This is a genomic window from Nocardia sp. NBC_01327, from assembly GCF_035958815.1.
In the GTDB taxonomy this organism is placed as follows: domain Bacteria; phylum Actinomycetota; class Actinomycetes; order Mycobacteriales; family Mycobacteriaceae; genus Nocardia.
This window is the reverse complement of sequence record NZ_CP108383.1, coordinates 2,862,914-2,887,845: the sequence shown is the minus strand read 5'-3', so window position 1 is coordinate 2,887,845 and position 24,932 is coordinate 2,862,914. Positions and strand designations below refer to the sequence as shown.

Sequence of the window (24,932 nt, the reverse complement as noted above, 5' to 3'; positions counted from 1 at the left end):
TTCGGGGAAACACTGGGGATATGAGTACATCGACTCGCGCGATGACAGAATCCGACCCGAGGGTGCGGCCCGGACGGCTGCTGACGGTGCTGTGCGCCGGCATGTTCCTGGTCCTGCTGGACGTGACCATTGTGAACGTGGCCCTGCCGAGCATCGGCCATCAACTACACGCGGACTCCGCCACGCTGCAGTGGGTGGTGGACGGCTATGCGGTCGCCATCGGTGGTCTGCTGCTGGCGGGCGGCACTCTCGGCGACCGCTTCGGACATCGCCGCATCCTGCTGATCGGATTCGCGGTGTTCGGGGCCGCCTCGCTGATCTGCGCACTGGCACCCACAATCGGGGTGCTGATCGGCGGGCGGGTGCTGCAGGGCATCGGCGGCGCCCTGCTGCTGCCCAGCACCATGGCGGCGCTGGTCGACGCGTTCCCGGATCGGGCCGCACAGGCGAAGGCGCTGGGGACCTGGGCCGCCATCTCGTCGCTGGCGCTGCCCGCGGGTCCGCTGCTGGGCGGACTGCTGGTCAGCGGGCTGGGCTGGCGGCCGGTGTTCTGGATCAATGTGCCGCTGATCGTCCTTGCGCTGGTGGCGATTCCGGTCGTGGTGCCCGCGCGGCCCGCCGATCGGCAGGCGGGCGGGATCGATATCGTCGGATTGACGGGATTTGTCGTGGGTCTGAGCGGGCTGGTGTTCACGGTCATCTCGGCCGGACACCATTCGAATCCGACGCTCTCGGCGGTCTCGGCGCTCGTGACGGTGGCCGCGCTCGGTATCGCGCTGCGGTCGGCGCGGCACAGTGCGCATCCGATCCTGCCGTGGGATCTGTTGCGGCGCAGAGACTTTCTGAGTCCGAATGTCGTGGCGCTGACCATGAATCTGGTCTTCAACGGGCTGCTGTTCGTCAGCATGCTGTATCTGCAGGATGTGCTGCACTATTCGCCGTTCGCGGCGGGGTGTGCGGTGCTGCCGCTCGCCGTTCCGCTGGTCGCGCTGGCCCCGGTGTCCGGGCGTCTCACCGCGCGGCGCGGGCCCCGCACCGCCATCGCCCTCGGCTGCGGTGCGGCCGTACTGGGTTCGCTGCTGCTGACGCAGGTCCGTCCGTCCTCCGGAATCGGCTGGCTGCTGGCCGGATTCGCGCTGCTCGGTGTCGGTGCGGGGCTGGTGACCACCTCGGTGGTCGCGGCCGTCGTCCGTGCCACGCCGTCGGACCGGTCCGGTTTGGCGACGGGCGTGTCGAATACCGCTCGGCAGATCGGAACCGCCTGTGGCGTAGCGCTTTTCGGCGCCATCGCCGGAGCGCCGGGCACGCCCGGTTTTCTGCACGCGATCCCCGTGCTCGCGGTTGTCGCCGCGGTGCTCTGGGCGGTGGCATTCGCCGTGACGCTCAATGGGATCGGACGGCGACACGGCTCGGCGGACGGCGTGTCCCCCGTACGAGGGACCCGAGTTCCCCCTGTGGAGTGATGGTTTCGCCCGCCGCCGAACCTAGGCTGCTCTGCGTCGGGCCGCCATCAGCGATTCCATTCGGCCGCCCGCTCGATCGTCCTGGGAGGCACAGTGCTCGGTTCCGTCAGCAGAAGAGGTTTCCTGGCAGGTGCGGCGACCACCGCGGCGGCCGCGGCGACCGCCGCATCGGCGGGTCGCGCTCGCGCCGATGTGGACCGGGACAAGCCGAATATTCTCGTGGTGCTCGTCGATGAGATGCGCGCACCGGTCTGGTTCCCGGATCAGCGGGCGCTGGACGGGCTGCTGCCCAATCTCGCCCGGATCCGGCAGGGCGGAGTGTCCTTCGAACAGCACTACACCGCCGCGAACGATTGCACCGCCTCGCGTGGCGCGCTGGTGACCGGGCTGTACACCCATCAGACCGGATGCATGGTGGTCTCCGAATCGACGCTGTCGCCGAAATTCCCGACCTGGGGTTCGATGCTGCGCGATCACGGTTACGAGTCGACCTGGTGGGGCAAATGGCATCTCGGGCACTATCCGGATCGCACACCGGGCGCGCTGGACGCCTACGGATTCGGCGGCGGCACCTACCCCTCCCCGAACGGTGCGCCGGGCCAAGGGCTGCAGATGGATCCGAAAATCGTCGATCAGTTCGCGGATTGGTTCGAGCACGATGCCGGTACCGCGCCGTGGTGCACCACGGTATCACTGGTGAATCCGCACGATATCCAGTACTGGCCGCGCTGGACGCGCCGTGACCAGGCGAATCTGAATATCCCGCAGTGGGTGACCGAGCTGCCGCCGAATTTCGAATCCCCCGAGCAGCTCGCCGGGAAACCACGTCTGCAAACGGCCCTGGTGCAGGTGTCGACCGCCGCATTCGGACTCGCGCCGTACGGTACGCCGGACGCCCGGCAGGCCTGGATCGATATGCGCAATCTGTATCTGTGGCTGCAGCAGCAGGTCGATATCCAGATCGGGCGAGTGCTCGACACCTTGAATTCGCGACCGGATGTCGCGGCCAATACCGTCATCGTCTTCACCTCCGACCACGGCGATTACGCCGGTTCGCACGGTCTGCACGGTAAGGGCGGCGGTGCGTACGACGAGGCGATCCGCGTCCCGCTCTATGTGCACGATCCGCGCGGCTACTACAGCCCCACCGCCGGAACCGGTCTCCGCAACCAGCTGACCTCCAGCGTCGATCTCGCCCCGCTGCTGCTGTCCATCGCCACCGGCGGCAACGCCTGGCGCGGTGACGGCCGCTACGAACACCTGCGCGACCGCCTCGACCTGGCCGCCCTGTGCCGCGATTCCGGCGCGGCCGGCCGCCCCTGGATCGCGCACACCACCGATGAGGCGACCATCGAAGAGGCCGCAATCCTGTTCGACCGCAATGCCCCCGGCCACGTCGCCATGGTCCGCACCCCCGAAGCCAAATTCGCCTCCTATTCGACCTGGGTCGACGGCCGCATCCAGATAGACCCGAACCAAGAGCAGGAATTCGAGCTCTACGACTACTCCACCGACAACGGCACACTCGAACTCGACAACCAGGCCGCCACCGCAAACCCCCTGCGCACCACCACCTCCCAACTCCTCGACCACGTCATCCAAACCGAAATCCAGCAGCCCCTCCCCGCCTACCTGAAAGACGCCCAAGACCAGGGCATAGCCGACTACCTCGACTCCCAGCGCAACCTAGCCACCAAAGCCGAACGCCTCGGCGACTTCCTCGACGATTTCGCCACCCCCCACTGACCGGCGGAAGCTGCCGATCCGCCGCCGCCCTTCACACGGAAATTGCTGCGATTCACGGGGATTCAGCGGCGGTGGCCAGGCACCGTCCCGGCGGATACGCCGGTGTTATGGTGCGACGATGAATGATGGTGCGGGATCACCGCTGCGGATCGGGATTCTCGGCGCGGCGCGGATTGCTCCGATGGCGGTCGTCAATCCGGCCAAGGGGCATCCCGATGTGGTGGTGGGGGCGGTGGCGGCGCGGGATGGGGCGCGGGCGGCGGCGTTCGCTCGTAAGTATGGGATCGAGACCTCGTATGACAGTTATGAGGCGCTGATCGGGGATCCGGGGGTGGATGCTGTTTATATTCCGCTGCCTAATGGGTTGCATGGGCGGTGGACTCGGGCGGCGCTGGAGGGCGGGAAGCATGTGCTGTGCGAGAAGCCGTTCACGGCCGATGCCGAGGAGGCCCGGGAGGTTGCGGCGCTGGCCGCGGATTCGGGGCGGGTGGTGATGGAGGCGTTCCATTACCGGTATCACCCGATGAATGTGATGGCCGAGCAGATCATCGCGTCGGGGGAATTGGGCAAGCTGGTGCGGGTGGAGGCCTCCATGTGCTTTCCGCTGCCGAAGTTCTCCGATATTCGATACAACTATGCGCTGGCCGGCGGATCGCTGATGGACGCCGGTTGTTATGCCGTGCATATGGCGCGCGTATTCGGTGGCGAGAATCCCGAAGTCGTCTCGGCCACAGCGAAATTGCGCGATCCGAAGGTCGATCGCGCCATGACCGCCGAGCTCCGATTCCCGTCCGGGCACACCGGCCTGATCCGCTGTTCGCTGTGGTCGTCGGACCTGCTGCGCATGAGCGTCAAGGTGGTCGGCGAGCACGGCGAGTTGCACATCGTCAATCCCATTGCGCCCCAACTCCCCCACTGGCTGACCGTCCGCACCCAGCGCGGCAAACGCCGCGAACGCTTCACCCACCGGCCCAGCTACGCCTTCCAACTCGACGCCTTCGCCGGCGCGGTCCTGCACGGCGAACCGGTGAAAACCGGCCCGCAGGACTCGGTCGACAATATGACCGTCATCGACGCCATCTATCAGGCGGCAGGTCTGCCGCTGCGCCTGCCGAGCTGACGCCGGTACGATCGATCACGCACGACAACTGAATGCCCCAGCCCCCCAGGAGATCTGATGACCGACCAACAGACTGTCCTGATTACCGGCGGTACCGGGAGCCTCGGTTACCGGACCGCCGCGGCGATTCTCGATGCGGGACGGCATGTGGTGATCACCGGGCGTGATTCGAAAACGGTTGCGGCGGCGGCTCATCGACTCGGGGAGAATGCGGTGGGGCTGCCGCTGGATCTGGGTTCGCTCGACAGTGTGCGGCGGTTTGCCGACGCGATTACGCGATCGGGTCTGCCGCCGCTGCACGCGATCGTCTGCAATGCGGGGATGCAGATCGTTTCGGGGATCACGTTCACCGCGGACGGGTTCGAACAGACCTTCGGGGTGAATCATCTGGCGCACTTTCTGCTTGTGCAGGAATTGCTACCGGTGCTGGCGACGCCCGGGCGAGTTGTCTTCGTCGCCAGCGATACTCACGATCCGAAGAAGCCCACGGGCATGCCCGCGCCGGACTACAGCAGCGCGATGGCACTGGCCTATCCCGAGGACCAGGGGGCAGCGGCCGCAGCGGCGGGTCGGCGGCGGTACACCACCTCGAAACTCTGCAATGTGCTGACCACCTATGAGATGGCGCGGCGGAGAGGGGAGGACATGCCGCCGATCACCGTCAATGCCTTCGATCCAGGACTCATGCCGGGCACCGGACTGGGCCGCGACTATCCCGGCATTCAACGGCTGGCGTGGCGATTCCTTTTGCCCGCAATGACATTGGTGCCGGGACTCAATATTCATACGCCGAAGCGCTCCGCCGCCGCGCTCGCCCGGCTGGTGCTCGATCCCGCACTGGCGGAAACCACCGGGCGGTACTTCTCGGGACGGCGGGAGATCCGATCCTCGGACGACTCCTACGATCTCGCTCTCGCCGCGGATCTGTGGGACACCAGCGTCGAACTCATCGAGAAGGTGCGGCACTGACCCGCGGTCACCTGCGGGAGAAAACCGCCAGGAGCCGCCCGAACCTTCCCCGGGCCGGTGCCAGCCACTCTGCGATCTGAGCGATCACAGCGGGGTCGATGTGTTGTGCCGGTTCGTATTCGGCGGGCGTCGAAGGGCCCGCACCGGGGAAGAACAGGTGATTGTCGGCGTCGAAGACGCGGATGGTGACGTCGGGACGCGCGCCGAGACCGGCCTGCCACCGGGCGAGATCGTCTTCGACCGTCACCTGGTAGTCACGGCCCCCTTGAAGAATCAGCATCGGTTTGTTCAGCTCCACCGCTGTCGAAACCGGGTCGTAGCCGCGCAGATCCAGCCAGTACGCGCCGGGCAGGCCGAACGGCAGCTCGGCGGCGGGCGTCGAGGCCGACAGCTCCGGACTGTCCACGCGCTCAGCCTGTTCGGTAATCATCGCGACGGCCGACTCATCGGCCTCACCGGCATTCAGCGCCGCGAGATAGCGCGCCACCCGGATGGCCGAACGCTGCATCGGAGTGGCGTCGGCGGCCAGCAGCACCAGCCCCGCGATCGACGGTTCGGCGGCCGCGACACGCGGGGCGACTTTGCCTCCCATACTGTGCCCGAGCACGAAGACACGTGCGGGATCGACGGCCGGATGTTGTTGCAGCAGTTGAACAGCGGCGACCGCATACGGCACATATTCATCGGTCATGGTGAACCCGGGTAGATCGGCGACCAGGCCCGGATGCGCATACGTGACGAGGTCGAACCGCGCCACCGCAATGCCGCGACTTGCCAGCCCCCAGGCGAGATCCTTCAGCGGCTTGTTCTGCCCGCTGGTCTCGTCACGATCGAAAGGCCCACCGCCACTGAGCAATACGACGCCGGGCTTGCCCCCGCGCCCGCGCGGCACACTGATCGTGCCGGACACCGCGAGTGATCCTTCCCCGAGGGTGACCTCGTATTCGGTGAACCGCGCCGATCGGGCGTAGGAGGGCGGTTCCCATGCCGAGCCGGGCGGCGGTGCGAGCCGAAATCCGTTGAGCAGTCCCGCCGCATCGACCGACATGACCACGGTCATTCCGCCGCGCTCCCCGGTCACCGGAACACTCACGCGCACCAGTTCCGCATCGATCGGCTCGCTGACCGGTTCGCCCACAGCGCTCACCGTTCCGAACCGCCCGGCCTCGGACGCCCACGCCACCCGCAGCGACTCTGCGGAGACCACCGCGCGAAGCCGCGGCGCGAACAACTTCTCGATCTCGGCGAATCGACCCTCGCGGGCCATCTCGACAACAGCGGTGGCGATCACACCCGGTTCGACGCTCATCGGAATCCCCTACCTTTCTCATTCATGAGAAAGGTAGCACGTATGAGATCGTTGGACCATGGACACCCTCGAACTCCTGGCGCATCCGGTGCGGCTGCGCATTGTCCACGCCCTGCGCGGCGGCCGGACGCTGACAACCTCGCAGCTGTGCGCCCGGATTCCGGACGCCTCGAAGGCCACCGTCTACCGGCAGGTCGATGTGCTCGCGGCGGGCGGAATCCTGGAGGTGGCCGATGAGCAGCGGGTGCGCGGCGCGGTGGAACGCCGGTACGTGCTGCGCCAGGAACACGCGTCGATCGATGCGGATACGCTCGCGGCCGCCTCGCTGGACGATCATCGGCGGACGTTCGCCGTGGCCATGGCGGCGCTGCTGGCCGAGTTCAATGCCTATCTCGATCGGGATCAGGCGAATCCGCTGACCGATCTGGTCGGCTACCGCCAGCACGCACTCTGGCTCAGTCCGAGCGAACTCGAGGCGCTGATCGACGGCATGCGCGCCGCGATCGCACCGCAGCTGGGCAATACACCGGCACCCGATCGCGCCCAGTACCTGCTCAGTCCGGTGCTGTTTCCGATCGAGGACGATCGGTGAGCGGCGCCCACGGGTCGACCGGGATCACCGCGTGACCGTGCCCGTCGCTGTCGAGCATGCGGCCCCACGATTTGCACGGGCGCAGCACCAGCCGCTGATCGGCCACCACCACCGTGGGAAAGGTGCGGTGGATTCGATCCAAAATCTCTGACAGGTCGGCGATTCGGTGCACCTGGGCCATCACCAGCAAGTTGGCGGATCCGATAATGGAGACGCAGATTCTTGTCTCCGGCCAGAGTCCGATGTCCGCACCGGCGTTCTGGAGCTCATGATGCGGAACCGTAAGCCACAGCACCAGTTCCGCGGGCCACCCGCCTTCGCTGCGCGTGAAATCGGTGCGGAAATTCAGCATGCCCCGGCGGGTGAGTGCGGCGAGCTGGCGGCGGACCTGACCCTCGGTCGATCCGAGATCCCTTGCGAGGTCGCGGTATCGGGCACGACCGTCGCGTTGCAGCGCCAGGAACAGGGCGCGATCGGCGGGATCGAGGGAGCTGTCGCGGGCAGTGCGCCCAGCACCGGGCTCGGATTCGTCGATCACCGAACGCTGGGTCGTATCGATCGCGCCCAGCCGCCACTGGACTCCACTGTGCCAGTGCAGGCCGATATGGGCTCGGGTGCGGGCGATCCCCGGAAGCTGGGCCAAGCGCTCCAGCAGCAGCGCCGTCAGCGACTTCATATCCGCGGCGAATACCAGGGCCAGCACATCGAACTCACCGGCGGTGAAGTACACGCTCCCGACCTGAGGGATATCGGCCAGTGCCTGCCCCACCTCGAGCAGACGGCCGGGCTCGGCCTCGACCTCGAAGACCGCCGCCGACAGTGCCAGCCGCGCACCGGGCACCGCGGACACCCAGGCGCGACCGGAGTCCGAGAGTCGCTGCCAGCGCCGGGCCGCGGTCACGGCGGAGATATCGAGGGCGGCGCCGAGTCGCTCGAAGCTGACCCGGGGATTCATGTGCAGCGCATCGAGCAGGGTCACGTCGAGCTCATCCACACCGGACTTGCGCGAGCGGTTCTCAGCCACGGTCACCCTGTTCCGGAGGGTCGAATTCGATAGGTTCCGAGTACGGACGATATCGCACATTTCCTACGTAGATGAGCTTCACTCGACGTTTTCCATCTATATGGGCACTCAGACATGCATTTACCTTCAGATCTGCGAGCACCGTCACCACCGGCTGTTCACTGTGTGCATGAGCGATACGACAACCTCCGATGTCACCGTTCCGCTTGCCTCCTGGGTCGAGCAACTGACGCTCGACTCGATTCCGGAACGGGTGCGCACCCGCGCCAAGCATCTGCTGCTCGACGGCGTGGCCTGTGCCCTGGTCGGTGCGCAGCTGCCCTGGTCGCGGGTGGCGACGGAATCGGTGCTGGGACTCGAGGGCAAGGGTGAGGTGACCGTCATCGGCGCCGGCGCGACCACCAGCGGTCCGGCGGCGGTGCTGTTGAACAGCACCTTCATTCAAGGTTTCGAGCTGGACGATTTCCATCCGCTGGCACCGCTGCACAGCAATTCCCTTGTGCTGCCGGTACTTCTGGCCGCGGCGCAGCAGTTCGGCGGAGCTTCCGGCGCGGCTGCCCTGACCGCTGCCATCGCCGGTTTCGAGGTCGGGCCGCGAGTCGGGTTGGCGCTGCACGGATCCGAGATGCTCTCGCGAGGCTGGCACAGCGGACCGGTGTTCGGCACGCATACCGCCGCCATGACCGCGGGCAAGCTGCGCGGCCTCGACACCGCGCAACTCGAAGACGCCCTCGGCATGGCGGGTACGCAGTCGGCCGGGCTGATGGCCGCGCAGTACGAGGCGATGTCCAAGCGGATGCAGCACGGATTCGCCGCGCGCAACGGCTATTACGCCGCCGGGCTGGCCGCGGGCGGCTACACCGGGATCAAGCAGGTCTTCGATCGCCCCTACGGCGGGTACCTGTCGGTGTTCGGCGAAGGCCACGATCCCGACCCCGCGCAGGTCATCGCGGGACTCGGCGAGGGGTGGCATACCGAACTGATCATGGTGAAGTCCTATGCCGCACAGGGTGGGCTGCACGGGACGATCCAGGCCGCGCTGGAATTGCGGGCCGAATACGATATCGATCCGAAATCCATCGCGCACATAGAGATTCGGGTCGGCCATACCGTCTACCACCACGGCTGGTGGGAGCCCGAGCGGCCGCTGACGCCGATCGGCGCGCAGATGAATCTGGGGTATGCCGCGGCCGTGGCGCTCCTCGACGGTGCCGCGCTGACCGCGCAGTTCACCGAGGCCCGCCTCGATGCCGACGATGTGTGGGATCTGCTCGGCAAGGTGCGGGTCGAACTGGACGAGAAAATCCAGAACGGGCCGATCACAGGACGTTTCGCCACCGAGTTGACCATCACGCTGGAGGACGGCAGCACGCTGCACAAGCGGATCGAGCAGCCGCACGGCGGTCCGGCCGATCCGGTCACCAATGCCGAACTGATCGCCAAATACCGCTCACTGGCAGGCCCGTTGCTCGACGCCGACCGGCTCGATGCCATTCAGGACGCGGTACTGCACCTCGACGAACTCGACGATATTCGCGTGCTGGCCGAACTGCTGGCCGCACCGGTCGCCGGCGCCCTCGACGGAGAGGAATAAGACATGAATCCACACGAGGCCCGGACCCGCCTGCGCGCGGCCATTGCCGATGACGAGATCGTCATCGCACCAGGTGTTTTCGATGGGCTCTCGGCATCGCTGGTGAGCCGGATCGGGTTCACCGCGGCCTACCTGACCGGTGCGGGTGTCGCGGCCTCCGGATTCGGGCTGCCGGATATCGGGCTGGTCACCCAGACCGAAATGGTCGAGCGCGCACGGGTTCTGGTGCGCGCGCTCGGCGATATCCCGCTCATCGCCGATGCCGATACCGGATACGGCGCACCCCTGAATGTCATCCGCACCGTCCGTGAGTACGAGGCCGCCGGAGTTGCCGCGATTCAGTTGGAGGATCAGGCTTTTCCGAAGAAGTGCGGACATCTGCCGGAGAAGGAACTCATCAGCACCGGTGAGTTCGTGGTCAAACTCGAGGCAGCGCTCGATGCCCGCACCGATCCCGATCTCGTGGTGATCGCCCGCACCGACGCACGCGGGCCGCTGGGTATCGATGCCGCGATCGAACGCGCCAATGCGTATGCCGCCGCGGGCGCGGATGTCCTCTTCGTCGAAGCGCCGCAGGGCATCGACGAGATCGAGCGGATTGCGAAGGAGGTGTCCGCACCGCTCCTGATCAATCTCGTGATCGGCGGCCTGACGCCGATCGAATCGACCGCGCGGCTCCAGGAGCTGGGCTACTCGATCGTCATCCATCCGTCGAACCCCTTGGGGGCGGCCGCATTCGCCATGCTGACCGGTCTCACCGGGCTGCTCGGGCGTGATCCCGCACCGCTGCTGCCGGGAAGTCCCGGCGAATTCTTCACTCTGGTCGGCTTGACCGAATGGTCCGAGCTCGGCGAGCGCTACCGTTTCGAAGGAGCCTGAACCATGGGCATGACAATGATCGAGAATCTGCTGGCCCGCAAAGCCGGTGTCGCACAGGTGCGCCCGGGTGACATCGTCACCGTCGACGTCGACATGTGCGTCATGATCGACCTGCAGTTCGCGACGCTGTGGATCCCGCCCTCCCGGATCCACGACCCTGACAAAGTGGCCGTCATCATGGACCACGCGGTCCCGGCGCCGACGCTCAAGGATGCCGAGGGCGGGCCCAAGGCGCGAAAGTTCGTCGCGGACTTCGGCATCGAGAAGTTCTTCGATGTCGGGCGGCACGGCATCTGCCATCAGGTGATCGCGGAGAACGGTCTCGCCCGCCCCGGCGAGGTGCTGGCCTGTACCGACTCGCACACCTGCGCGGGTGGTGCGTACAACACCGCGGCGCGGGGTCTCGGGCCCGCCGAGCTGTACTCGATCATGTGCACCGGGTCCACCTGGTTCCAGGTCGCGCCGACCATTCGCTATGAGCTCAATGGTGCACTGCCCGAAGGGATCAGCGGTAAGGACGTGTTCCTCTACATCGCCGATTCCTATGGTGACGCCACCAATATGAATCTGGAGTTCGGCGGCTCCGGTATGGCGAGCATTCCGCTCAGCGACCGGCGCACCATAGCCACGCAGGCGGCCGAAATCTCCGCTGATTTCGCAACTTTCGGTGTCGACGAGATCCTGCGGGACTTCCTGCACGAGCGCGGCGTCCACGATTTCGAGCCCGCCGATGCCGATGCGGATGCCGAGTACTTCGCGGTGCGTGAGGTCGATCTGAGCGGTCTCGAACCCTATGTGGCACGGCCGGGCACGGTGAGCCGCAATGGATTACCGGTCTCGCAGATCGAGCGGCGCACGATTCATCAGGCCTTCATCGGGTCCTGCGCCAATGGTCAGCTCGAGGATCTGCGCATTACCGCGCAGATCCTGCGGGGCAGGGCCGTGGCGCCCGGAGTGCGGCTGCTGGTGACACCGGCGTCGCAGCAGGTGTATCGCGATGCCATGCGCCTGGGCTATCTGCAGGATATTGCCGATGCCGGTGGCGTAGTGACCAATTCGACCTGCGGGGCCTGCTTCGGATACCACATGGGCGTCATCGGGGCCGGCGAAGTCTGCCTCACCTCCAGCACCCGCAATTTCACCGGCCGGATGGGCAGTACGGAGGCCGAGATCTATATGGCCTCCCCCGCCACCGTCGCCGCCTCGGCGGTGGCCGGCTACATCACCGATCCCCGGAGCGTGACCGCATGAGCACCAGTATTTCCGGCCGGGTCTGGGTCTTCGGCGATTCGATCGACACCGATGCCATGTATCCCGCGTTCGCCATGAAGCTCGATATCCCCGAAGCGGCGAAGCATGTCTTCTATCAGATCCGGCCGGGCTGGACCGAGCTTGTCGCACCCGGCGATATTGTCCTGGCGGGCAAGAACTTCGGCGTCGGATCCTCACGACCGGTGGCCGCACTGTTCCGCAGCCTGGGGGTGGCGGCGCTGATCGCGGAGGAATTCAATTCGCTGTTCTTCCGCAATGCCGTCAATGCCGGCCTGCCCGCCCTCACCGTGCCCGGAGTCACCGCGATGTTCTCCGACGGCGACCACGGCAGCTTCGACTTCGCCAGCGGCGCTTTCGGAAACGACACCACCGGCGCCTCCGGCCGGGCGCCCGCACTGCCGCCCCTCATCCTGGAAATCCTGGCCAGCGGCGGAGTCCTGGCCCGGCTGGCCGAGCAGGGATTCCTCCCGATCGAACTACTCGACGTCTTCCGCTCGGGCGCCATCCCGGTCGACAGTGGGACCAGCGCATGACGATGGAGAGGAAGTTCTGATGATCAAGCATCCGATCGCCCGGCTGCTGCGGCCCGTGCGCGCGGGCATCGGCAAGATCGCATGGCATCACAGCGCGATTGCCGGTGCACCGGAGCTGATTACGGTGACGAGCACCGCTTTTGCCGAGGGGGCGGCCATACCGCAGCGGCATGCGGGCGCAGGAGTCGGTGCGAATATTTCGCCGGCGCTGTACTGGTCCGGCGTGCCCGCTGCGGCGGTGGAGTTGGTCCTCATCGTCGAGGATCCCGATGTGCCGCTACCGCGGCCGATTGTGCACGGCCTCTTCTCCGGAATAGCTGCCGACTGCGGGGGGATTCCCGAAGGGGCTCTCGCACTGGAGTATTCGGCGAGGCCGGCATTTCAGATCGGCGTCGGTTCGTTCAAACGGCGTGGATATGCCGGGCCTCGTCCGATTCCCGGTCATGGGCCGCACCGCTACATCTTTCAGCTCTTCGCACTGGATGCCCCGAGTGGGCTCGGCGGCGAGGCGACGCTCGCCGAGACGCTCGCGGCCATCGATGGGCATGTCCTCGGTCGCGGAAAGCTCACGGGCACTTACGAACGCGACTGAGGGGCGACTGCTCGCGCCACGCCCTGGATGACTCGAAGGCGTCCGTCGGCGAGAGCGCGGGTCAGGTTCGCCGCCTTCTGGGCGAAGTCGGTGACGAAGGCGTGCAGTCCGAGTGGTGCGGGCGGCAGCGCCAGAATCGCCTGCATCAGCGCGGCCGCCTGGTCGGTGAGATCGTTCCAGTGGTCGATCTCGAATCCCGAGGACTCGACGATGGCGTGCAATTCGCCGGCCCCGATCAGGTGACCCAGGTCGGGTCGATCGGCCCACGGCAGCGGATAGTCGAGCTCACCGGTCTCGCCAGAGGTGATGTCCCACATGGCAAGCCGGCCGCCGTCCACCAGAACCCGGCGCGCTTCCCGGTAGAGGCGAGGCTTGTCTGCCACGTTCATCTGCACGTGCTGACTGAAAGCGATCTGGAAGGTGGCGTCGGCGAACGGCAGATCGGTGACGTCGGCGCGCTGTACCGAGATTCGATCATCCAGTCCCACACGCTGATTGAGCCAGCGCGCCGTATCGCAGTACTCCTCGGTCAGGTCGACGGCGGTCACCCGGCAGTGACAGTGGTCGGCGACGAAGCGTGCCGTTCCGCCGATTCCACTGCCCGCGTCGAGCACTGCGTCCGCCGCGGTGACCCCGGCAAGATCCACCAATTGCCCTGTGGCATAACGACCCATCGTATGGAAGTCTTCGAGCAGCGCGAGATCCTCGGGCCGGAGGTGGTCGAGGTCTTTGCCCGCGGCCAGCAAGGCCTGCTCGATATTTCGCCGCGATACGCCGGTCGAGTACTGGGTATCGATCAGTGTGTCTTTCATGCCCAAGCTCCTTCGCCACGGCCAGCTTGCCGAACATCGCATATGTTTCTGAACAACATGTTCGATTATGCTGTCGGTGAGGAGCTGCTGGTCAACAACCAGTTCCGGGCATTCGTTCACTACCGGACATCAGCCGAGTGGTTGTCCGGAAAGTCGAGGAGGCAACCGTGGCCGAGCCGGACCGCCGGGTGCGCCGCACGCGAAAAACCCTGCACGAAGCCTTCATCGCCCTCGTCCTGGACAAGGGCTACGAAAACATGACGGTGCAGGACATCCTCGACCGCGCCGATATCGGCCGCTCCACCTTCTACGTCCACTACCGCGATAAAGAAGCCCTGCTCACCGCCACCTTCGACAGCATGCGGGCACAACTCGAAGCCGACTTCGCCCATACCGCCTCCGCCGGCCTGCCCCTCGAGGTGGACCGCCCCGCCGCCCTCCTCTTCGACCACGCCCACCGCAACCAGCGCGTCTACCGCGCCCTCTGCGGCAAACAGGGCGGCACCGTAGTAACCCGCCACCTCCACGACTTCATAGTCCAACTCCTCGCGGACCACCTCCCGCACAACCCCGGCACCGACCACGCCCCACCCCCCGAGGTCATCGCCGAGTTCTACGCCGCCGCCACAGTCGGCCTCCTGGCCTGGTGGATCGACCACGACTTCGCTCGCGACCCCACCCACCTGACTAGCGACTTCCGGCACCTGGCCACCCGCGGAACCCGAAACTGACCGCTGCGATATCGCCCGATATCGCGACGGATCCGCACAGCCGGTCTCTGAACCGCGCAGTCCGCACGCGTGCGGTGCGGCACGTGGGCGGGCTGTGCGGTGTTCGATGTGCACAGCGGTCCTTGTCAGCCCGGGCTGTTCGTCGTATCGGTGAAGGCAAATCGAACCTGGAGGAGGAGCGATGAAGTATTTGCTCATGATCGCGACCGATGAGGCTGAAGTGTCGGAGGTTGCCGGGTGTGGGGAGTGGGCTCGGGAGATGCGGGCTCGGGGGGTGTTGCAGGAGGTTACGGGGTTGCGGCCGACCAGTGATGCGACGACTGTGCGGGTTCGGGGGGCGGAGGTGCTGCTGTCGGATGGGCCGTTTGCGGAGACCAAGGATCAGATCGGCGGGGCGGCGTTGATCGAATGTGCTGATTTGGATGAGGCCATTGATATCGCGTCGCGGCATCCGGCGGCGGCGCTGGGGGCGATCGAGGTTCGACCGCTGATGGTGCAGTGAGCGGCGAGGTCGATGATGCGGTCGCGGAGGCGTTCCGCGGTGAGTGGGGGCATATTGTCGCCACGCTGATTCGGGTGACCGGGGATTGGGAATTGGCCGAGGAGGCGGCGCAGGAGGCCTTCGCCACCGCCGTGCAGGTGTGGCCGCGGGACGGGGTGCCGCGCAGGCCGGGGGCCTGGCTGACCACCACGGCACGCAATCACGCCATCGATCGAATGCGCCGGAATACTGTGGGCGGGGCCAAATTACGGGAGTTGGCTGTGCTGACACCACCTTCGGATTCCGGCCTATTCGAGGCGGAGGAGATCCGCGATGATCGGCTGCGGCTCATATTCACCTGCTGTCATCCGGCGCTGGCGTTCGAATCGCAGATCGCGCTCACCCTGCGGACACTGGCCGGGCTGAGCACGGCGCAGATCGCGCGGGCCTTTCTGATGCCGGAGCAGACGCTGGCCAAACGGCTCGTGCGCGCCAGGGCGAAGATCAAGAATGCGGGCATTCCGTACCGGGTGCCGCCCGCGCATCTGCTGCCGGAACGGACGACCGCGGTGCTGGGGGTGCTGTATCTGATCTTCAATGAGGGGTATGCGGCGACAACGGGCGCCGATCTGATTCGGGAAAGCCTGAGCGCCGAGGCGATTCGGCTGCAGCGACTGCTGGTCGAATTGATGCCCGATGAGCCGGAGGCGCAGGGGCTGCTGGCATTGATGCTGCTGCACGATGCGCGGCGCACCACCCGGGTGAACGAGGCCGGGGAGCTGGTATCGCTCGAATTCCAGGATCGATCGAGGTGGGATCGAGGCGAGATCGCCGAGGGCACAGCGATTCTCGACAGCGCGATGCTGCGCGGACCGGTCGGCCCGTACCGGGTGCAGGCGGCGATCGCGGCCTGCCATGCGACCGCGCCGACCGCCGCGGCGACCGACTGGGCGCAGATCGCCGGGCTGTACGACCACCTCGTCCGGCTGGTGCCCTCGCCCATCGTCCGGCTCAATCGGGTCGTCGCGATCGCCATGGCGGAGGGACCGGACGCGGGCCTCGCGCTACTGGCCGATCTGGAGGCCGAGAAGGCGCTCGCCGAGAACCATCTGCTGCCTGCGACCAGGGCCGATCTGCTGCGGCGGCTCGGGAGAGCCGAAGCGGCGGCGGCCTCCTATGAACGGGCGCTGGAGCTGGTCACGACCGAGGCCGAGCGCCGGTATCTCACCCGGCGACTCGAGGAACTCTCGCGCTGATGTCCGTATCGGGTCATGCCGTTCGTCGGGAGGACACATCGACCCGAAGGAGTTCTGCCATGAGTCCAGACCCGCACACCGGCAAGGTCGTCTCCGCGGACGGCACCGTCATCGCCTTCGATCGGCGCGGGGACGGGCCGCCGCTGGTGCTCGTACTCGGCGCGTTCAATGACAGATCGACCCATCAGGCCTTCGCCGAGGAGTTGGCCGCGTATTTCACGGTGTTCAACTACGACCGGCGAGGGCGGGGCGGCAGCGGCGATGCGCCGGAGTACTCCGTCGAGGCCGAAATCGCCGACCTGGCCGCCATTGTCAGGCAGACATCCAGTGCGCCTGTGGTTTTCGGCTACTCCTCCGGTGCGGTGCTCGCGCTGGCTGCGGCGGCCGCCGGAGTTCCGGTGCGCGGTCTCGCGCTCTACGAGCCGCCGCCGGTGCGCACGGACCAGCCTTTCGCCGAGCAGCTGGATCGACTGATCACGGCGGGAGAGCGCGGCGCGGCGGTGGAGTATTTCCAGACCGACATCATCGGAATACCGGAATCCATTGTCTCCCAGATGCGTAATGCGCCGTTCCGGCCGGCCTTGGAGGCAATGGCGCACACTCTGGTCTATGAGATGACCATTCTCGGCGGGGTTGTGCATCCGGCCGATTCCGCGGCCGCGGTTTCGGTGCCGACGGTTGTGATGGTGGGCGAGCAGAGTCCACCGATGCTGCATGATTCCGCAGCGGCGATCGCCTCGGCGAATTCGACTTTCCGCCTGCACGTACTCGCCGGGCAGAATCACGACATCGCTCCCTCAGTCGTGTCGCTCATGCTGAAAGACCAATTCCTGCAACGGCATTGACCATCGGTCCGTTCCCCCTCCGGACTGGCGCTGATCGGCACCATGTTCGCCGACCCCAGGCAGCGCGCGGCGGCCGTGGCGGCCTTCACCGGCTGCTTCATGGGCGGCGCAATCATCGGCCCGATCGCGGGAGGTGCACTCCTGGACCACTTCTGGTGGGGCTCGGTATTTCTGCTGGCGGTGCCGGTCATGCTGCTACTGCTGATCGCGGGCCCGCTGCTACTGCCCGAATACCGCAATCCCGACGCGGCCCGGCTCGATATCCTCAGCGTCGCACTGTCATTGGCGGCAATACTGCCCACGGTCTACGGCATCACCGAGCTGTCCCGGGACAGCCGCCAGCCCCTGGCCTGGCTGAGTGTCGCCCTGGGCGCGATCGTCTTCACCGCATTCGTGCTGCGGCAGCGCACACTCCGGCAGCCGCTCCTGGAACTGCGCCTGTTCGCCAACCGAATCTTCCGCGGCGCCTTCACCCTCAGCCTGCTCGTCGGCGCGGTGCAGGGCGGCAGCATCCTGATGATCAACCTGTATCTGCAGACGGCGCTCGGATACTCGACGCTCCGGGCCGGATTGTGGATGGTGCCACCGGCTTTCGCCATGCTGCTGACCATCGGACTCGGCCCGGCCCTGGCCCGCACAGTCCGCCCGGCCTACATCACCGCCACCGGGCTCACTGTCGCCGCACTCGGCTACGCCCTGATCACCCAGGTGGACACCACCACCGGCCTACCCCCGCTGATCATCGGTTTCGCCATCGCCATGGCAGGCATCGGCCCCGGTATGTCCCTGGGCTACGACCTCGTACTCGGCGCCGCACCCCCCGAAATGGCGGGCTCCGCCTCCGCAACCGCGGAAACCGGCGGCCAATTCGGTGTCGCCGCAGGCGTAGCCGTCCTGGGCAGCATCGGCGCCGCGGTCTATCGCGCCCACATGCCCACCCTCACCGCACTACCCCCGGTCGCAGCCGACCGGGCCCACGAAAGCATCACCGGCGCAGTAACAATCGCCCGAGACCTGCCGCCCGCACTGCACAACGAAGTACTCGAATCCGCCCGCACCGCATTCACCACCGGCCTGCACACGGTGGCCGCCATCGGCGCGATCACCTTCCTCGCCCTGGCAGCCCTGGCCCTCGCCGAACTTCGACAAGCACTGCCCAGCAATAAGATTCCACCGGACGACGCCTGACGATTACACCGGTTGTTGTTGTCGGCGGTACCGGCCCGGAGGAAGGCCGTATTCACGTTTGAATGCTTTGGAGAAGGCGTATTCCGAGCTGTATCCACAGCGTTGAGCGATGGCGTGGATCGGGTCGTCGGTGCGGTCCAGCAGGCGGGCCGCGGTGATCATTCGCCACCAGGTGAGGTACGTCAGGGGCGGTTGGCCGACGACGGTGGTGAAACGCTTGGCGAACGTCGCGCGGGAGACTCCGGCACGAGTGGCCAATTCCTCGACGGTCCACTGGTTTTCGGGTTCCCGGTGGATGTGGTGTAGCGCGGTGGCGATCACCGGATCGGTGAGGGCGGTGGCCCAGCCGTCGGTGGCGGTATCGGCGTTCTCGTCGAGCCACGCGCGCAGCACATACAGCAGCAACATATCGATGAGCGCGGGCAGAATCGCATCGGTGCCGGAGCCCGGGCGGTGCAGTTCATTGCCGAGCATGTCGACCGTGGCCCGGAGCGCGCGATGGTCGCCGATACGGGCAGGCAGGTGGATCATCGGCGGCAGGGTTCGCAGCAGCGGATGAGGGCGAGCGAGATCGAATGTGTAGCAGACACACAGCATTTCGGTGATGGCGCCGGGGCCGGGGATGTCCAACTCCACCACGGAGTAGCCGCTGCCCCGATCCGGCTGGAATTCGACGGCGGGACTGCCGGGGCGGTCTGCCAGCGTATGCGCATGCCGGGGCCCGGTGAACAGGATGTCTCCGACCCCCAGGGTCACCGGTGGCGTCCCGTCGGCCGGAACGAGGCTGCATCCACCCTGCAGAACAATGTGACAGCAGGCGGCATCGCCTGCGGGAAAACGCACACCCCACGGGGCCCGGCAGATGCTGCGACCCGCATACGGCCGGCCCGCCCGCATAGCGGCGAGCACGTCACTGAGAACGTCCACGGAGACAAACTAGCACCGGACCAGTCAGACGATGGGACAGGAAATCCAGACAGAAGACCATTTATCATCCGACCACACAGATTTACGGTCATCTCATGGAAACGCTGTTGAAGGCCAGAACCGTACTGTTCGACGAGACCGGCGGCCCGGATGTACTGCGCCTGGCGGAACTCGACATCGGCGAACCCGGTGCGGGGCAGGTTCGGGTTCGCATCGACGCCATCGGACTGAATCGCGGCGAGGCACTGCTGCGGGCCGGGAGTTACTACTACGACGCCGTGCTGCCCGATTCCCGGCTGGGCAATGAAGCCGCCGGGGTCATCGAAGCTGTCGGATCCGGTGTCACCGGATTCGATATCGGTGACACGGTCAGCATCGTGGCCAAGCCGACCGATGAAGGGATGTCGGCACACGGTGTGTACGCCGACCGCGTGCTGGTGGGCGCGAATCGGTTGCTGCATCGCCCCGCCCACATCGATGCGATCACCGGCGCCGCGGTCTGGACCTCGGCGTTCACCGCCTACGGCGCGCTCGTGGAGATCGGCCGGGTCCGGGCGGGCGATACCGTCGTCGTCACGGCGGCATCCAGCGGCGTCGGCATGGCCGCGCTGCAGATCGCGCGCTACCTGGGCGCCACACCGATTGCCGTGACACGCACCGGCAAGAAGGCCGATCGGCTTCGCAACGCCGGCGCGGAACATGTCATCGCCGGCGACAACGGCGATGTCGCAGAACGGATTCGCGCGCTCACCGACGGCACGGGCGCACGGATCATCTTCGACGGCGTTGCCGGACCCGGACTACCCGATCTGGCCCGCGCCGTCGCACCCGACGGCATCTTCCTGGTTTACGGATCACTCGATACCCGCACCACTCCACTCCCGATGTGGTGGCCGATCAACGTCTACGGCTACGCGGTCTTCCACGTCTACGCCGACACCGAACGAGCCTGTCGCGCAGAAACATTCATCGGCAACGGACTGCGCGACGGCGCACTGACCCCGGTGATCGATCGAACCTTCGACCTCACCGAAATCGTCGAGGCCCACCGATATCTCGAATCCAACGAGCAGGCAGGCAAAATCGTCGTCACCGTCCAGCACTGACGGCAAGCACCGAGCGGCCCTTCGCTAGCCTTCGGCGGCGAGCTGGCCGCAGGCGGCGGCGATTTCCTGGCCGCGGGTGTCGCGGACGGTGCAGGGGACGCCCTGTTCGTTGACGCGGCGGACGAATTCGCGCTCAACGGGTTTCGGGGAGGCGTCCCACTTGCTGCCCGGGGTCGGGTTCAGGGGGATGAGGTTCACGTGGACCCGCGAACCCAACGCCTTGTGGAGTTTCTTGCCGAGGAGATCCGCGCGCCAGGGCTGGTCGTTGATATCGCGGATCAGGGCGTACTCGATGGAGACGCGGCGGCCGGACTTGTCGGCGTAATACCTTGCGGCATCGAGGACTTCGGCGATCGGCCAGCGGTTGTTGACCGGGACCAGGGTGTCGCGGAGTTCGTCGTCGGGGGTGTGCAGGGAGACCGCGAGGGTCACCGACATGTCCTCATCGGCGAGCTTGCGGATGGCCGGGGCCAGGCCGACGGTGGAGACCACCACGCTGCGCTGGGAGATGCCCAGGCCGTCGGGCGCGGGAGAAGTAATGCGGCGCACCGCATTCACCACGCGCTTGTAATTGGCGAGCGGCTCACCCATACCCATGAAGACGATGTTGGACAGGCGGCCGGGACCACCGGCGACCTCACCGTCGCGCAGGGCGGCCGCGGCGGCGCGCACCTGATCGACGATTTCGGCGGTGGACAGGTTGCGGGTCAGGCCCGCCTGGCCGGTCGCGCAGAACGGGCAGGCCATACCGCAGCCGGCCTGACTGGAGATGCAGAGGGTATTGCGGTCGGTGTACCGCATGAGAACGCTCTCGAGCAGCGTGCCGTCACCGGCGCGCCACAGCGTCTTGCGGGTACTGCCGTCATCGCAGACCACATTGCGGACCTCGGTGAGCAGCGGCGGGAAGAGCGCCTCGCCCACTTTCGCGCGCATGGCCTCCGGCAGGTCGGTCATCAGCGCCGGGTCGGCCACGAGGCGGCCGTAGTACTGGCGGGCGATCTGATCGGCGCGGAATTTCGGGAGGCCTAGCTCCTCGACGGCCGCCCGGCGTTCCTGCGGATCGAGGTCGGCGAGATGCCGCGGCGGCAGGCCACGGCGAGGGGCGTCGAACACGAGGGGCAAGGGGGTGGCAGTCATAACCCTTCCAGTGTTCCATCCGAACCGCTGTTTCGGGCGTGCGGGGTGCGATGCGCTCGTCACAGTCACCGTGAGCTCGCCGACAGTGACCCGGCTAATACCGGGCATGAACGACATACCGGAGATAAGGGGCGATATACGTGCACCGGTCATAGCAATCGGCAATGATCAAGCAATGACCACCGACGCCGTACCGACCGCTGGGTCCGAACCGACCCCGAGCACAGACAAGAGCAGCAACCCGCGCGTCCTCAAGACCCGTGCCGGCTATGCGTGGATCGGCCTCGTCATCGCCGCCATCCTGGGGATCGTGCTGCTGATCTTCATCCTGCAGAACCTGGACCAGGCCCAGGTCTCCCTGTTCGGATGGAACTGGAACCTGCCCATCGGCGTGCTCGTCCTGCTCTCGGTGATCTCCGGCGCGCTGGTCACAGCGCTGGTCGGCGGCTACCGAATCCTGCAGCTGCGTCGCGCCGCCAAGAAGAACCTCTAGCGGGTGACCAGCCGTCGATAGGTGATGCGGTCGAATTCACGGCCGAATTCGTCGACGGCTGTCACGTCCATTTCGCTGGAGAACACGCCCGGGCGCACATCTACCCGGATGAACGAGTAGCGGTTGAAACGCACTCGGGACCAGGCGACGGTTTCCTGCTGGTCCTTGCCGTCCGCGCCCCACAGCGTGCTCCGCACCGGGGTCGTATCGGCCGCGACATTGCCGCGGTAGCTTTCACCGCCGGGGAAGACGCCATGCGCCGCGCCGCCACCGCCGACCACGTAGTAGGTGGTGCCGTCGGTATCGGGATAGACGATCGAATTATCGGGTGCGGCTTTGGTCGGCTGCCCGGCACGCAGCGGATCGGTGCGCTCGAAATTGTGGTTGTGGCCCTGTAGTACGAGATCGACGCGGTACCTGTCGAACAGATCCGACCACGCCCCGCGCACGCCACCGTCGCTCGCGCCGCCGATACCGGTCGCGTAGGCGCACTCGTGGTAGAAGCACACGATGAAGTCGATAGTCGGATCCGCGCGGTAGGCGGCGAGCGTGCGCTCGACCCAACTCGTCTGCGCCCCACCGGAATAGCCGAGATTGGCCTGCACCTGATAGCTGACCTCGTTCGCATCGAGGGACAGCACCGCCACATTGCCGTAGCGGAACGAATACACCGACGGGCAACCCGGCGCACCGCCGCCGACCAGCGGATCACCACCGGAGAACTCGAAACGCGCCTGCAGACCGCCGTATCCCTGATTGCCGTACACGGCTTCCATATCGTGATTACCGGTCGCGAACATCCACGGCACCCGCGCGGCACTGCCCTCGATGGCCTGCAGATAGGTGTCCCATACGAACGGGTTGTAGGCGTCGATATCCGGGCGCGGCGCAGTTCCGCTGGGCACGAACCAATCCGGGCCGCCGCCGTGCGAGGTGTCGGCATAGCAGAGGTCACCGGCGAGAATGTGGAACTCCGGGGCGGAGGCCACGATCTGGCGCTGGATGTTCTCGGCATTGCGCGCACCCGGCGCATCGCCCTCGCCGTACTTGTTGCGATACGCACCGGCGGGCATGCCGCCGGGCTGCGCGGGAGCATCGTCCACACCCTGGTCGCCGACCATGGTGAAGCGGAACGGCAGCAGCGCCGCGCGGGCGCTCGGCATGGCGGTATTCGCCGAAACCACCTCTCCCGCAAAGCCATCGGAACTGCGCCAGCGGTAGAAGTGCGGCATGCGGCCGGGCAGGCCGTCGACCGGCGCGTGCACGTAGAACTGCTCGGCGGCCAGCACTCCCCCATCGGTACGCGGCAGCTGGGTCACCAGATTGCGCACCTCGCCCTCGACCGTGCCGCCCAGCGCGGGCGTCGGCCCGTGATCGAGAAAGACCTTGGCGCCCTGCGGATTCCGCGACAGCTGTGCCGAGAACCGCAACTGACTGGCGGCATCCGGGCCGTAGCCGACATGCCTGCCCGCCACCCCGAGCGGCGCGTCCTCCGCGTACGCATAACCCGTCCGGCCGAACGATGCGGCGCCCACCATGGCCGCCGCCGCGCTGCCGCGCAGGAACGACCGGCGGCTCACCGCGTGCCGCCGCAGGAACGACCGATGCCAGTCGTACTGCTCGGCCATCGTCATATGCGCGGCCAGGTGGGCGGGAATGCCCGTGCGGGGCACCAGGCCGGGAGGATTCAGCATCGAGAGACCCTTGTCGTCGTGGGGATGAACAGGGCGCGCGGTCACACTTCTGCCCGCCCACCGAGCGCGTCCTCCGCATCTCGACCACGGCCGAGCGGCTCAAAGGCCAAGCAGGTGCGCAGCAATTCGGCTGTCGCGGCTGTACGGCACCGCACTCGACGTTTCGTGAATCGGCCGCAGCTCAGAGCAGTGCGGTCAGTACCAGCCAGGCCACGAAGGCGGAGGGCAGCATGGAGTCCAGGCGGTCCATGATGCCGCCGTGGCCGGGGAGCAGGGTGCCCATATCCTTGATGCCGAGTTCGCGCTTGACCTGCGATTCGATGAGATCGCCGGTGGTGGCGATCAGCACCAGGCCGACACCGAGCAGCACACCGATCATCGAATTGGCCTGCAGCAGCAGGGTTACCGTCAGCAGGCCGCCGATGACACAGAAGACCAGCGAACCGCCGAAACCCTCCCAGGACTTCTTCGGGCTGATGTGCGGAACCATCGGATGCTTGCCGAACAGCACACCCGCGACGTAACCGCCGACATCCGAGCAGACCACCAGAATCATGAAGGTCAGCACCCGCAGATTGCCGTCGTCCTGCTGCAGCATCAATACCGCGAAGGACGCCAGCAGCGGAATCCAGGCCAGGACGAAAACACTGATCGCGGTGTCGCGCAAATAGTTTCGGGGCGTCGCCCGCAGACCGTGATCGAACAGCCGCCACACCATGACCGCGAGCGCCGTCGCGCCGAAGGCCCCGAGCACACCCTGCGGACCCCACGGCCACGCCAGCCAGACGATCGCCTGACCACCCGCCAGCAGCGGAATCCGCGGCACCAGGACATCGGCCTCACGCAGTCGCTTGGCCACCTCCCAGGTGGCGACCGCGATGGCCGCGGCGATCACGCCGATGAGCACCTTGGGCGCGAACAGCAGAATCGCGATGAGCGACAGGCCCAGACCCATGCCGACCGCCAGCGCGGCAGGCAGATTGCGCCCGGCCTTCGAGGCGGGCGCGGCCGGAGCCGACGGTGCTGCCGCCGGCGACTCCGGCTCGGGAGCCGGTGGCACCGACCCGGGAGCCGACGGCACCGCCCCCGCGGTGTCCTCGCCGGGCGGCGTCACCGCGCCGGAGGCGGCAGTTTCTTCGGCCACGATTGTCCTGTCGCTCACTTGTCGT

The 24,932-nt window shown here is 66.6% G+C and carries 24 protein-coding genes; 17 read left to right on the top strand and 7 right to left on the bottom strand.

Going from position 1 to position 24,932, the window contains the following annotated elements; genetic code table 11:
• Positions 1 to 41: 41 nt before the first annotated feature.
• The 4 genes from OG326_RS12765 (at position 42) to OG326_RS12750 (ending at position 5,298) form a co-directional block, all read left to right on the top strand.
• Positions 42 to 1,463 carry an MFS transporter gene (locus OG326_RS12765; protein WP_327144842.1) on the top strand — a complete coding sequence of 474 codons (1,422 nt, stop codon included), beginning with the start codon at positions 42 to 44 and terminating at the stop codon, positions 1,461 to 1,463.
• 93 nt (positions 1,464 to 1,556) lie between these two features.
• The gene (locus OG326_RS12760; protein WP_327144841.1) at positions 1,557 to 3,209 is read left to right on the top strand and encodes a sulfatase-like hydrolase/transferase; all 1,653 of its coding nucleotides are present in this window, start codon (positions 1,557 to 1,559) and stop codon (positions 3,207 to 3,209) included.
• A gap of 118 nt (positions 3,210 to 3,327) precedes the next feature.
• Complete coding sequence (locus OG326_RS12755) at positions 3,328 to 4,329, top strand: Gfo/Idh/MocA family protein (protein ID WP_327144840.1); 1,002 nt, start codon at positions 3,328 to 3,330, stop codon at positions 4,327 to 4,329.
• Positions 4,330 to 4,386: 57 nt separating this feature from the next.
• Positions 4,387 to 5,298, top strand: a complete 912-nt coding sequence (locus tag OG326_RS12750) for an SDR family NAD(P)-dependent oxidoreductase (RefSeq protein ID WP_327144839.1) — start codon at positions 4,387 to 4,389, stop codon at positions 5,296 to 5,298.
• Positions 5,299 to 5,305: 7 nt separating this feature from the next.
• On the opposite strand, the gene OG326_RS12745 is transcribed toward OG326_RS12750, so the two are convergent.
• Positions 5,306 to 6,607, bottom strand: coding sequence for an alpha/beta hydrolase (locus tag OG326_RS12745; protein WP_327144838.1), 1,302 nt, complete (start codon positions 6,605 to 6,607; stop codon positions 5,306 to 5,308).
• 58 nt (positions 6,608 to 6,665) lie between these two features.
• On the opposite strand from OG326_RS12745, the gene OG326_RS12740 reads away from it, so the two are divergent.
• The gene (locus tag OG326_RS12740) at positions 6,666 to 7,199 is read left to right on the top strand and encodes a helix-turn-helix domain-containing protein (RefSeq protein WP_327144837.1); all 534 of its coding nucleotides are present in this window, start codon (positions 6,666 to 6,668) and stop codon (positions 7,197 to 7,199) included.
• On the opposite strand, the gene OG326_RS12735 is transcribed toward OG326_RS12740, so the two are convergent.
• The gene (locus OG326_RS12735) at positions 7,162 to 8,223 is read right to left on the bottom strand and encodes an Lrp/AsnC family transcriptional regulator (protein WP_327144836.1); all 1,062 of its coding nucleotides are present in this window, start codon (positions 8,221 to 8,223) and stop codon (positions 7,162 to 7,164) included. The genes OG326_RS12740 and OG326_RS12735 overlap by 38 nt on opposite strands.
• Positions 8,224 to 8,392: 169 nt before the next feature.
• Here OG326_RS12735 and OG326_RS12730 point away from each other — a divergent pair, with 169 nt between their 5' ends.
• From OG326_RS12730 to OG326_RS12710, 5 genes are read left to right on the top strand one after another with little or no spacing between them, the layout of a single operon-like run.
• Positions 8,393 to 9,817, top strand: a complete 1,425-nt coding sequence (locus OG326_RS12730) for an MmgE/PrpD family protein (RefSeq protein WP_327144835.1) — start codon at positions 8,393 to 8,395, stop codon at positions 9,815 to 9,817.
• 3 nt (positions 9,818 to 9,820) lie between these two features.
• Positions 9,821 to 10,696: an isocitrate lyase/PEP mutase family protein gene (locus tag OG326_RS12725; protein WP_327144834.1), complete on the top strand. Its 876-nt coding sequence runs from the start codon at positions 9,821 to 9,823 to the stop codon at positions 10,694 to 10,696.
• A 3-nt stretch (positions 10,697 to 10,699) separates the two neighbouring features.
• Positions 10,700 to 11,947 carry a 3-isopropylmalate dehydratase large subunit gene (locus OG326_RS12720; RefSeq protein WP_327144833.1) on the top strand — a complete coding sequence of 416 codons (1,248 nt, stop codon included), beginning with the start codon at positions 10,700 to 10,702 and terminating at the stop codon, positions 11,945 to 11,947.
• Between the two features lie 8 nt (positions 11,948 to 11,955).
• The gene (locus OG326_RS12715; protein ID WP_327146460.1) at positions 11,956 to 12,501 is read left to right on the top strand and encodes a LeuD/DmdB family oxidoreductase small subunit; all 546 of its coding nucleotides are present in this window, start codon (positions 11,956 to 11,958) and stop codon (positions 12,499 to 12,501) included.
• Between the two features lie 19 nt (positions 12,502 to 12,520).
• On the top strand, positions 12,521 to 13,093 hold the full coding sequence (locus OG326_RS12710; RefSeq protein WP_327144832.1) for a YbhB/YbcL family Raf kinase inhibitor-like protein: 573 nt from the start codon (positions 12,521 to 12,523) through the stop codon (positions 13,091 to 13,093).
• On the opposite strand, the gene OG326_RS12705 is transcribed toward OG326_RS12710, so the two are convergent.
• Entirely contained in the window at positions 13,078 to 13,905 is an 828-nt protein-coding gene (locus tag OG326_RS12705; RefSeq protein WP_327144831.1) for a class I SAM-dependent methyltransferase, read from the bottom strand. The genes OG326_RS12710 and OG326_RS12705 overlap by 16 nt on opposite strands.
• Before the next feature lie 167 nt (positions 13,906 to 14,072).
• Between OG326_RS12705 and OG326_RS12700 the strand changes: the two genes are divergently transcribed.
• From OG326_RS12700 to OG326_RS12680, 5 genes are all read left to right on the top strand, one after another.
• The gene (locus OG326_RS12700; RefSeq protein WP_327144830.1) at positions 14,073 to 14,636 is read left to right on the top strand and encodes a TetR/AcrR family transcriptional regulator; all 564 of its coding nucleotides are present in this window, start codon (positions 14,073 to 14,075) and stop codon (positions 14,634 to 14,636) included.
• A 181-nt stretch (positions 14,637 to 14,817) separates the two neighbouring features.
• A complete protein-coding gene (locus OG326_RS12695; protein WP_327144829.1) occupies positions 14,818 to 15,138 on the top strand; it encodes a YciI family protein in 321 nt (106 codons plus the stop codon).
• Complete coding sequence (locus tag OG326_RS12690) at positions 15,135 to 16,373, top strand: RNA polymerase sigma factor (protein WP_327144828.1); 1,239 nt, start codon at positions 15,135 to 15,137, stop codon at positions 16,371 to 16,373. The genes OG326_RS12695 and OG326_RS12690 overlap by 4 nt, the downstream gene beginning before the upstream one ends.
• A 59-nt stretch (positions 16,374 to 16,432) precedes the next feature.
• Complete coding sequence (locus OG326_RS12685; RefSeq protein WP_327144827.1) at positions 16,433 to 17,218, top strand: alpha/beta fold hydrolase; 786 nt, start codon at positions 16,433 to 16,435, stop codon at positions 17,216 to 17,218.
• 24 nt (positions 17,219 to 17,242) lie between these two features.
• On the top strand, positions 17,243 to 18,406 hold the full coding sequence (locus OG326_RS12680) for an MFS transporter (RefSeq protein ID WP_327146459.1): 1,164 nt from the start codon (positions 17,243 to 17,245) through the stop codon (positions 18,404 to 18,406).
• Positions 18,407 to 18,409: 3 nt separating this feature from the next.
• Here the strand turns inward: OG326_RS12680 and OG326_RS12675 are convergent, their stop codons facing one another.
• On the bottom strand, positions 18,410 to 19,333 hold the full coding sequence (locus tag OG326_RS12675; RefSeq protein WP_327144826.1) for an AraC family transcriptional regulator: 924 nt from the start codon (positions 19,331 to 19,333) through the stop codon (positions 18,410 to 18,412).
• 95 nt (positions 19,334 to 19,428) lie between these two features.
• Here OG326_RS12675 and OG326_RS12670 point away from each other — a divergent pair, with 95 nt between their 5' ends.
• Positions 19,429 to 20,439: a zinc-dependent alcohol dehydrogenase family protein gene (locus OG326_RS12670; RefSeq protein WP_327144825.1), complete on the top strand. Its 1,011-nt coding sequence runs from the start codon at positions 19,429 to 19,431 to the stop codon at positions 20,437 to 20,439.
• 24 nt (positions 20,440 to 20,463) lie between these two features.
• On the opposite strand, the gene rlmN is transcribed toward OG326_RS12670, so the two are convergent.
• The gene (rlmN, locus tag OG326_RS12665; RefSeq protein ID WP_327144824.1) at positions 20,464 to 21,576 is read right to left on the bottom strand and encodes a 23S rRNA (adenine(2503)-C(2))-methyltransferase RlmN; all 1,113 of its coding nucleotides are present in this window, start codon (positions 21,574 to 21,576) and stop codon (positions 20,464 to 20,466) included.
• A 175-nt stretch (positions 21,577 to 21,751) separates the two neighbouring features.
• On the opposite strand from rlmN, the gene OG326_RS12660 reads away from it, so the two are divergent.
• Complete coding sequence (locus tag OG326_RS12660; RefSeq protein ID WP_327144823.1) at positions 21,752 to 22,069, top strand: LapA family protein; 318 nt, start codon at positions 21,752 to 21,754, stop codon at positions 22,067 to 22,069.
• On the opposite strand, the gene OG326_RS12655 is transcribed toward OG326_RS12660, so the two are convergent.
• On the bottom strand, positions 22,066 to 23,763 hold the full coding sequence (locus OG326_RS12655; protein ID WP_327144822.1) for a metallophosphoesterase: 1,698 nt from the start codon (positions 23,761 to 23,763) through the stop codon (positions 22,066 to 22,068). The two genes, OG326_RS12660 and OG326_RS12655, sit on opposite strands and share 4 nt — an antisense overlap.
• A gap of 181 nt (positions 23,764 to 23,944) precedes the next feature.
• The gene (locus tag OG326_RS12650; protein ID WP_442791028.1) at positions 23,945 to 24,877 is read right to left on the bottom strand and encodes a phosphatidate cytidylyltransferase; all 933 of its coding nucleotides are present in this window, start codon (positions 24,875 to 24,877) and stop codon (positions 23,945 to 23,947) included.
• Positions 24,878 to 24,932: the final 55 nt, after the last annotated feature.

Bases quoted from the DNA above. Each gene is read 5' to 3' on its own strand.
- OG326_RS12765 (WP_327144842.1), top strand. From the start codon at position 42: ATGACAGAATCCGACCCGAGGGTGCGGCCCGGACGGCTGCTGACGGTG.
- OG326_RS12755 (WP_327144840.1), top strand. From the start codon at position 3,328: ATGAATGATGGTGCGGGATCACCGCTGCGGATCGGGATTCTCGGCGCG.
- OG326_RS12750 (WP_327144839.1), top strand. From the start codon at position 4,387: ATGACCGACCAACAGACTGTCCTGATTACCGGCGGTACCGGGAGCCTC.
- OG326_RS12745 (WP_327144838.1), bottom strand. From the start codon at position 6,607: ATGAGCGTCGAACCGGGTGTGATCGCCACCGCTGTTGTCGAGATGGCC.
- OG326_RS12740 (WP_327144837.1), top strand. From the start codon at position 6,666: ATGGACACCCTCGAACTCCTGGCGCATCCGGTGCGGCTGCGCATTGTC.
- OG326_RS12730 (WP_327144835.1), top strand. From the start codon at position 8,393: ATGAGCGATACGACAACCTCCGATGTCACCGTTCCGCTTGCCTCCTGG.
- OG326_RS12725 (WP_327144834.1), top strand. From the start codon at position 9,821: ATGAATCCACACGAGGCCCGGACCCGCCTGCGCGCGGCCATTGCCGAT.
- OG326_RS12720 (WP_327144833.1), top strand. From the start codon at position 10,700: ATGGGCATGACAATGATCGAGAATCTGCTGGCCCGCAAAGCCGGTGTC.
- OG326_RS12710 (WP_327144832.1), top strand. From the start codon at position 12,521: ATGATCAAGCATCCGATCGCCCGGCTGCTGCGGCCCGTGCGCGCGGGC.
- OG326_RS12705 (WP_327144831.1), bottom strand. From the start codon at position 13,905: ATGAAAGACACACTGATCGATACCCAGTACTCGACCGGCGTATCGCGG.
- OG326_RS12695 (WP_327144829.1), top strand. From the start codon at position 14,818: ATGAAGTATTTGCTCATGATCGCGACCGATGAGGCTGAAGTGTCGGAG.
- OG326_RS12685 (WP_327144827.1), top strand. From the start codon at position 16,433: ATGAGTCCAGACCCGCACACCGGCAAGGTCGTCTCCGCGGACGGCACC.
- OG326_RS12670 (WP_327144825.1), top strand. From the start codon at position 19,429: ATGGAAACGCTGTTGAAGGCCAGAACCGTACTGTTCGACGAGACCGGC.
- rlmN (WP_327144824.1), bottom strand. From the start codon at position 21,576: ATGACTGCCACCCCCTTGCCCCTCGTGTTCGACGCCCCTCGCCGTGGC.
- OG326_RS12660 (WP_327144823.1), top strand. From the start codon at position 21,752: ATGACCACCGACGCCGTACCGACCGCTGGGTCCGAACCGACCCCGAGC.
- OG326_RS12655 (WP_327144822.1), bottom strand. From the start codon at position 23,763: ATGCTGAATCCTCCCGGCCTGGTGCCCCGCACGGGCATTCCCGCCCAC.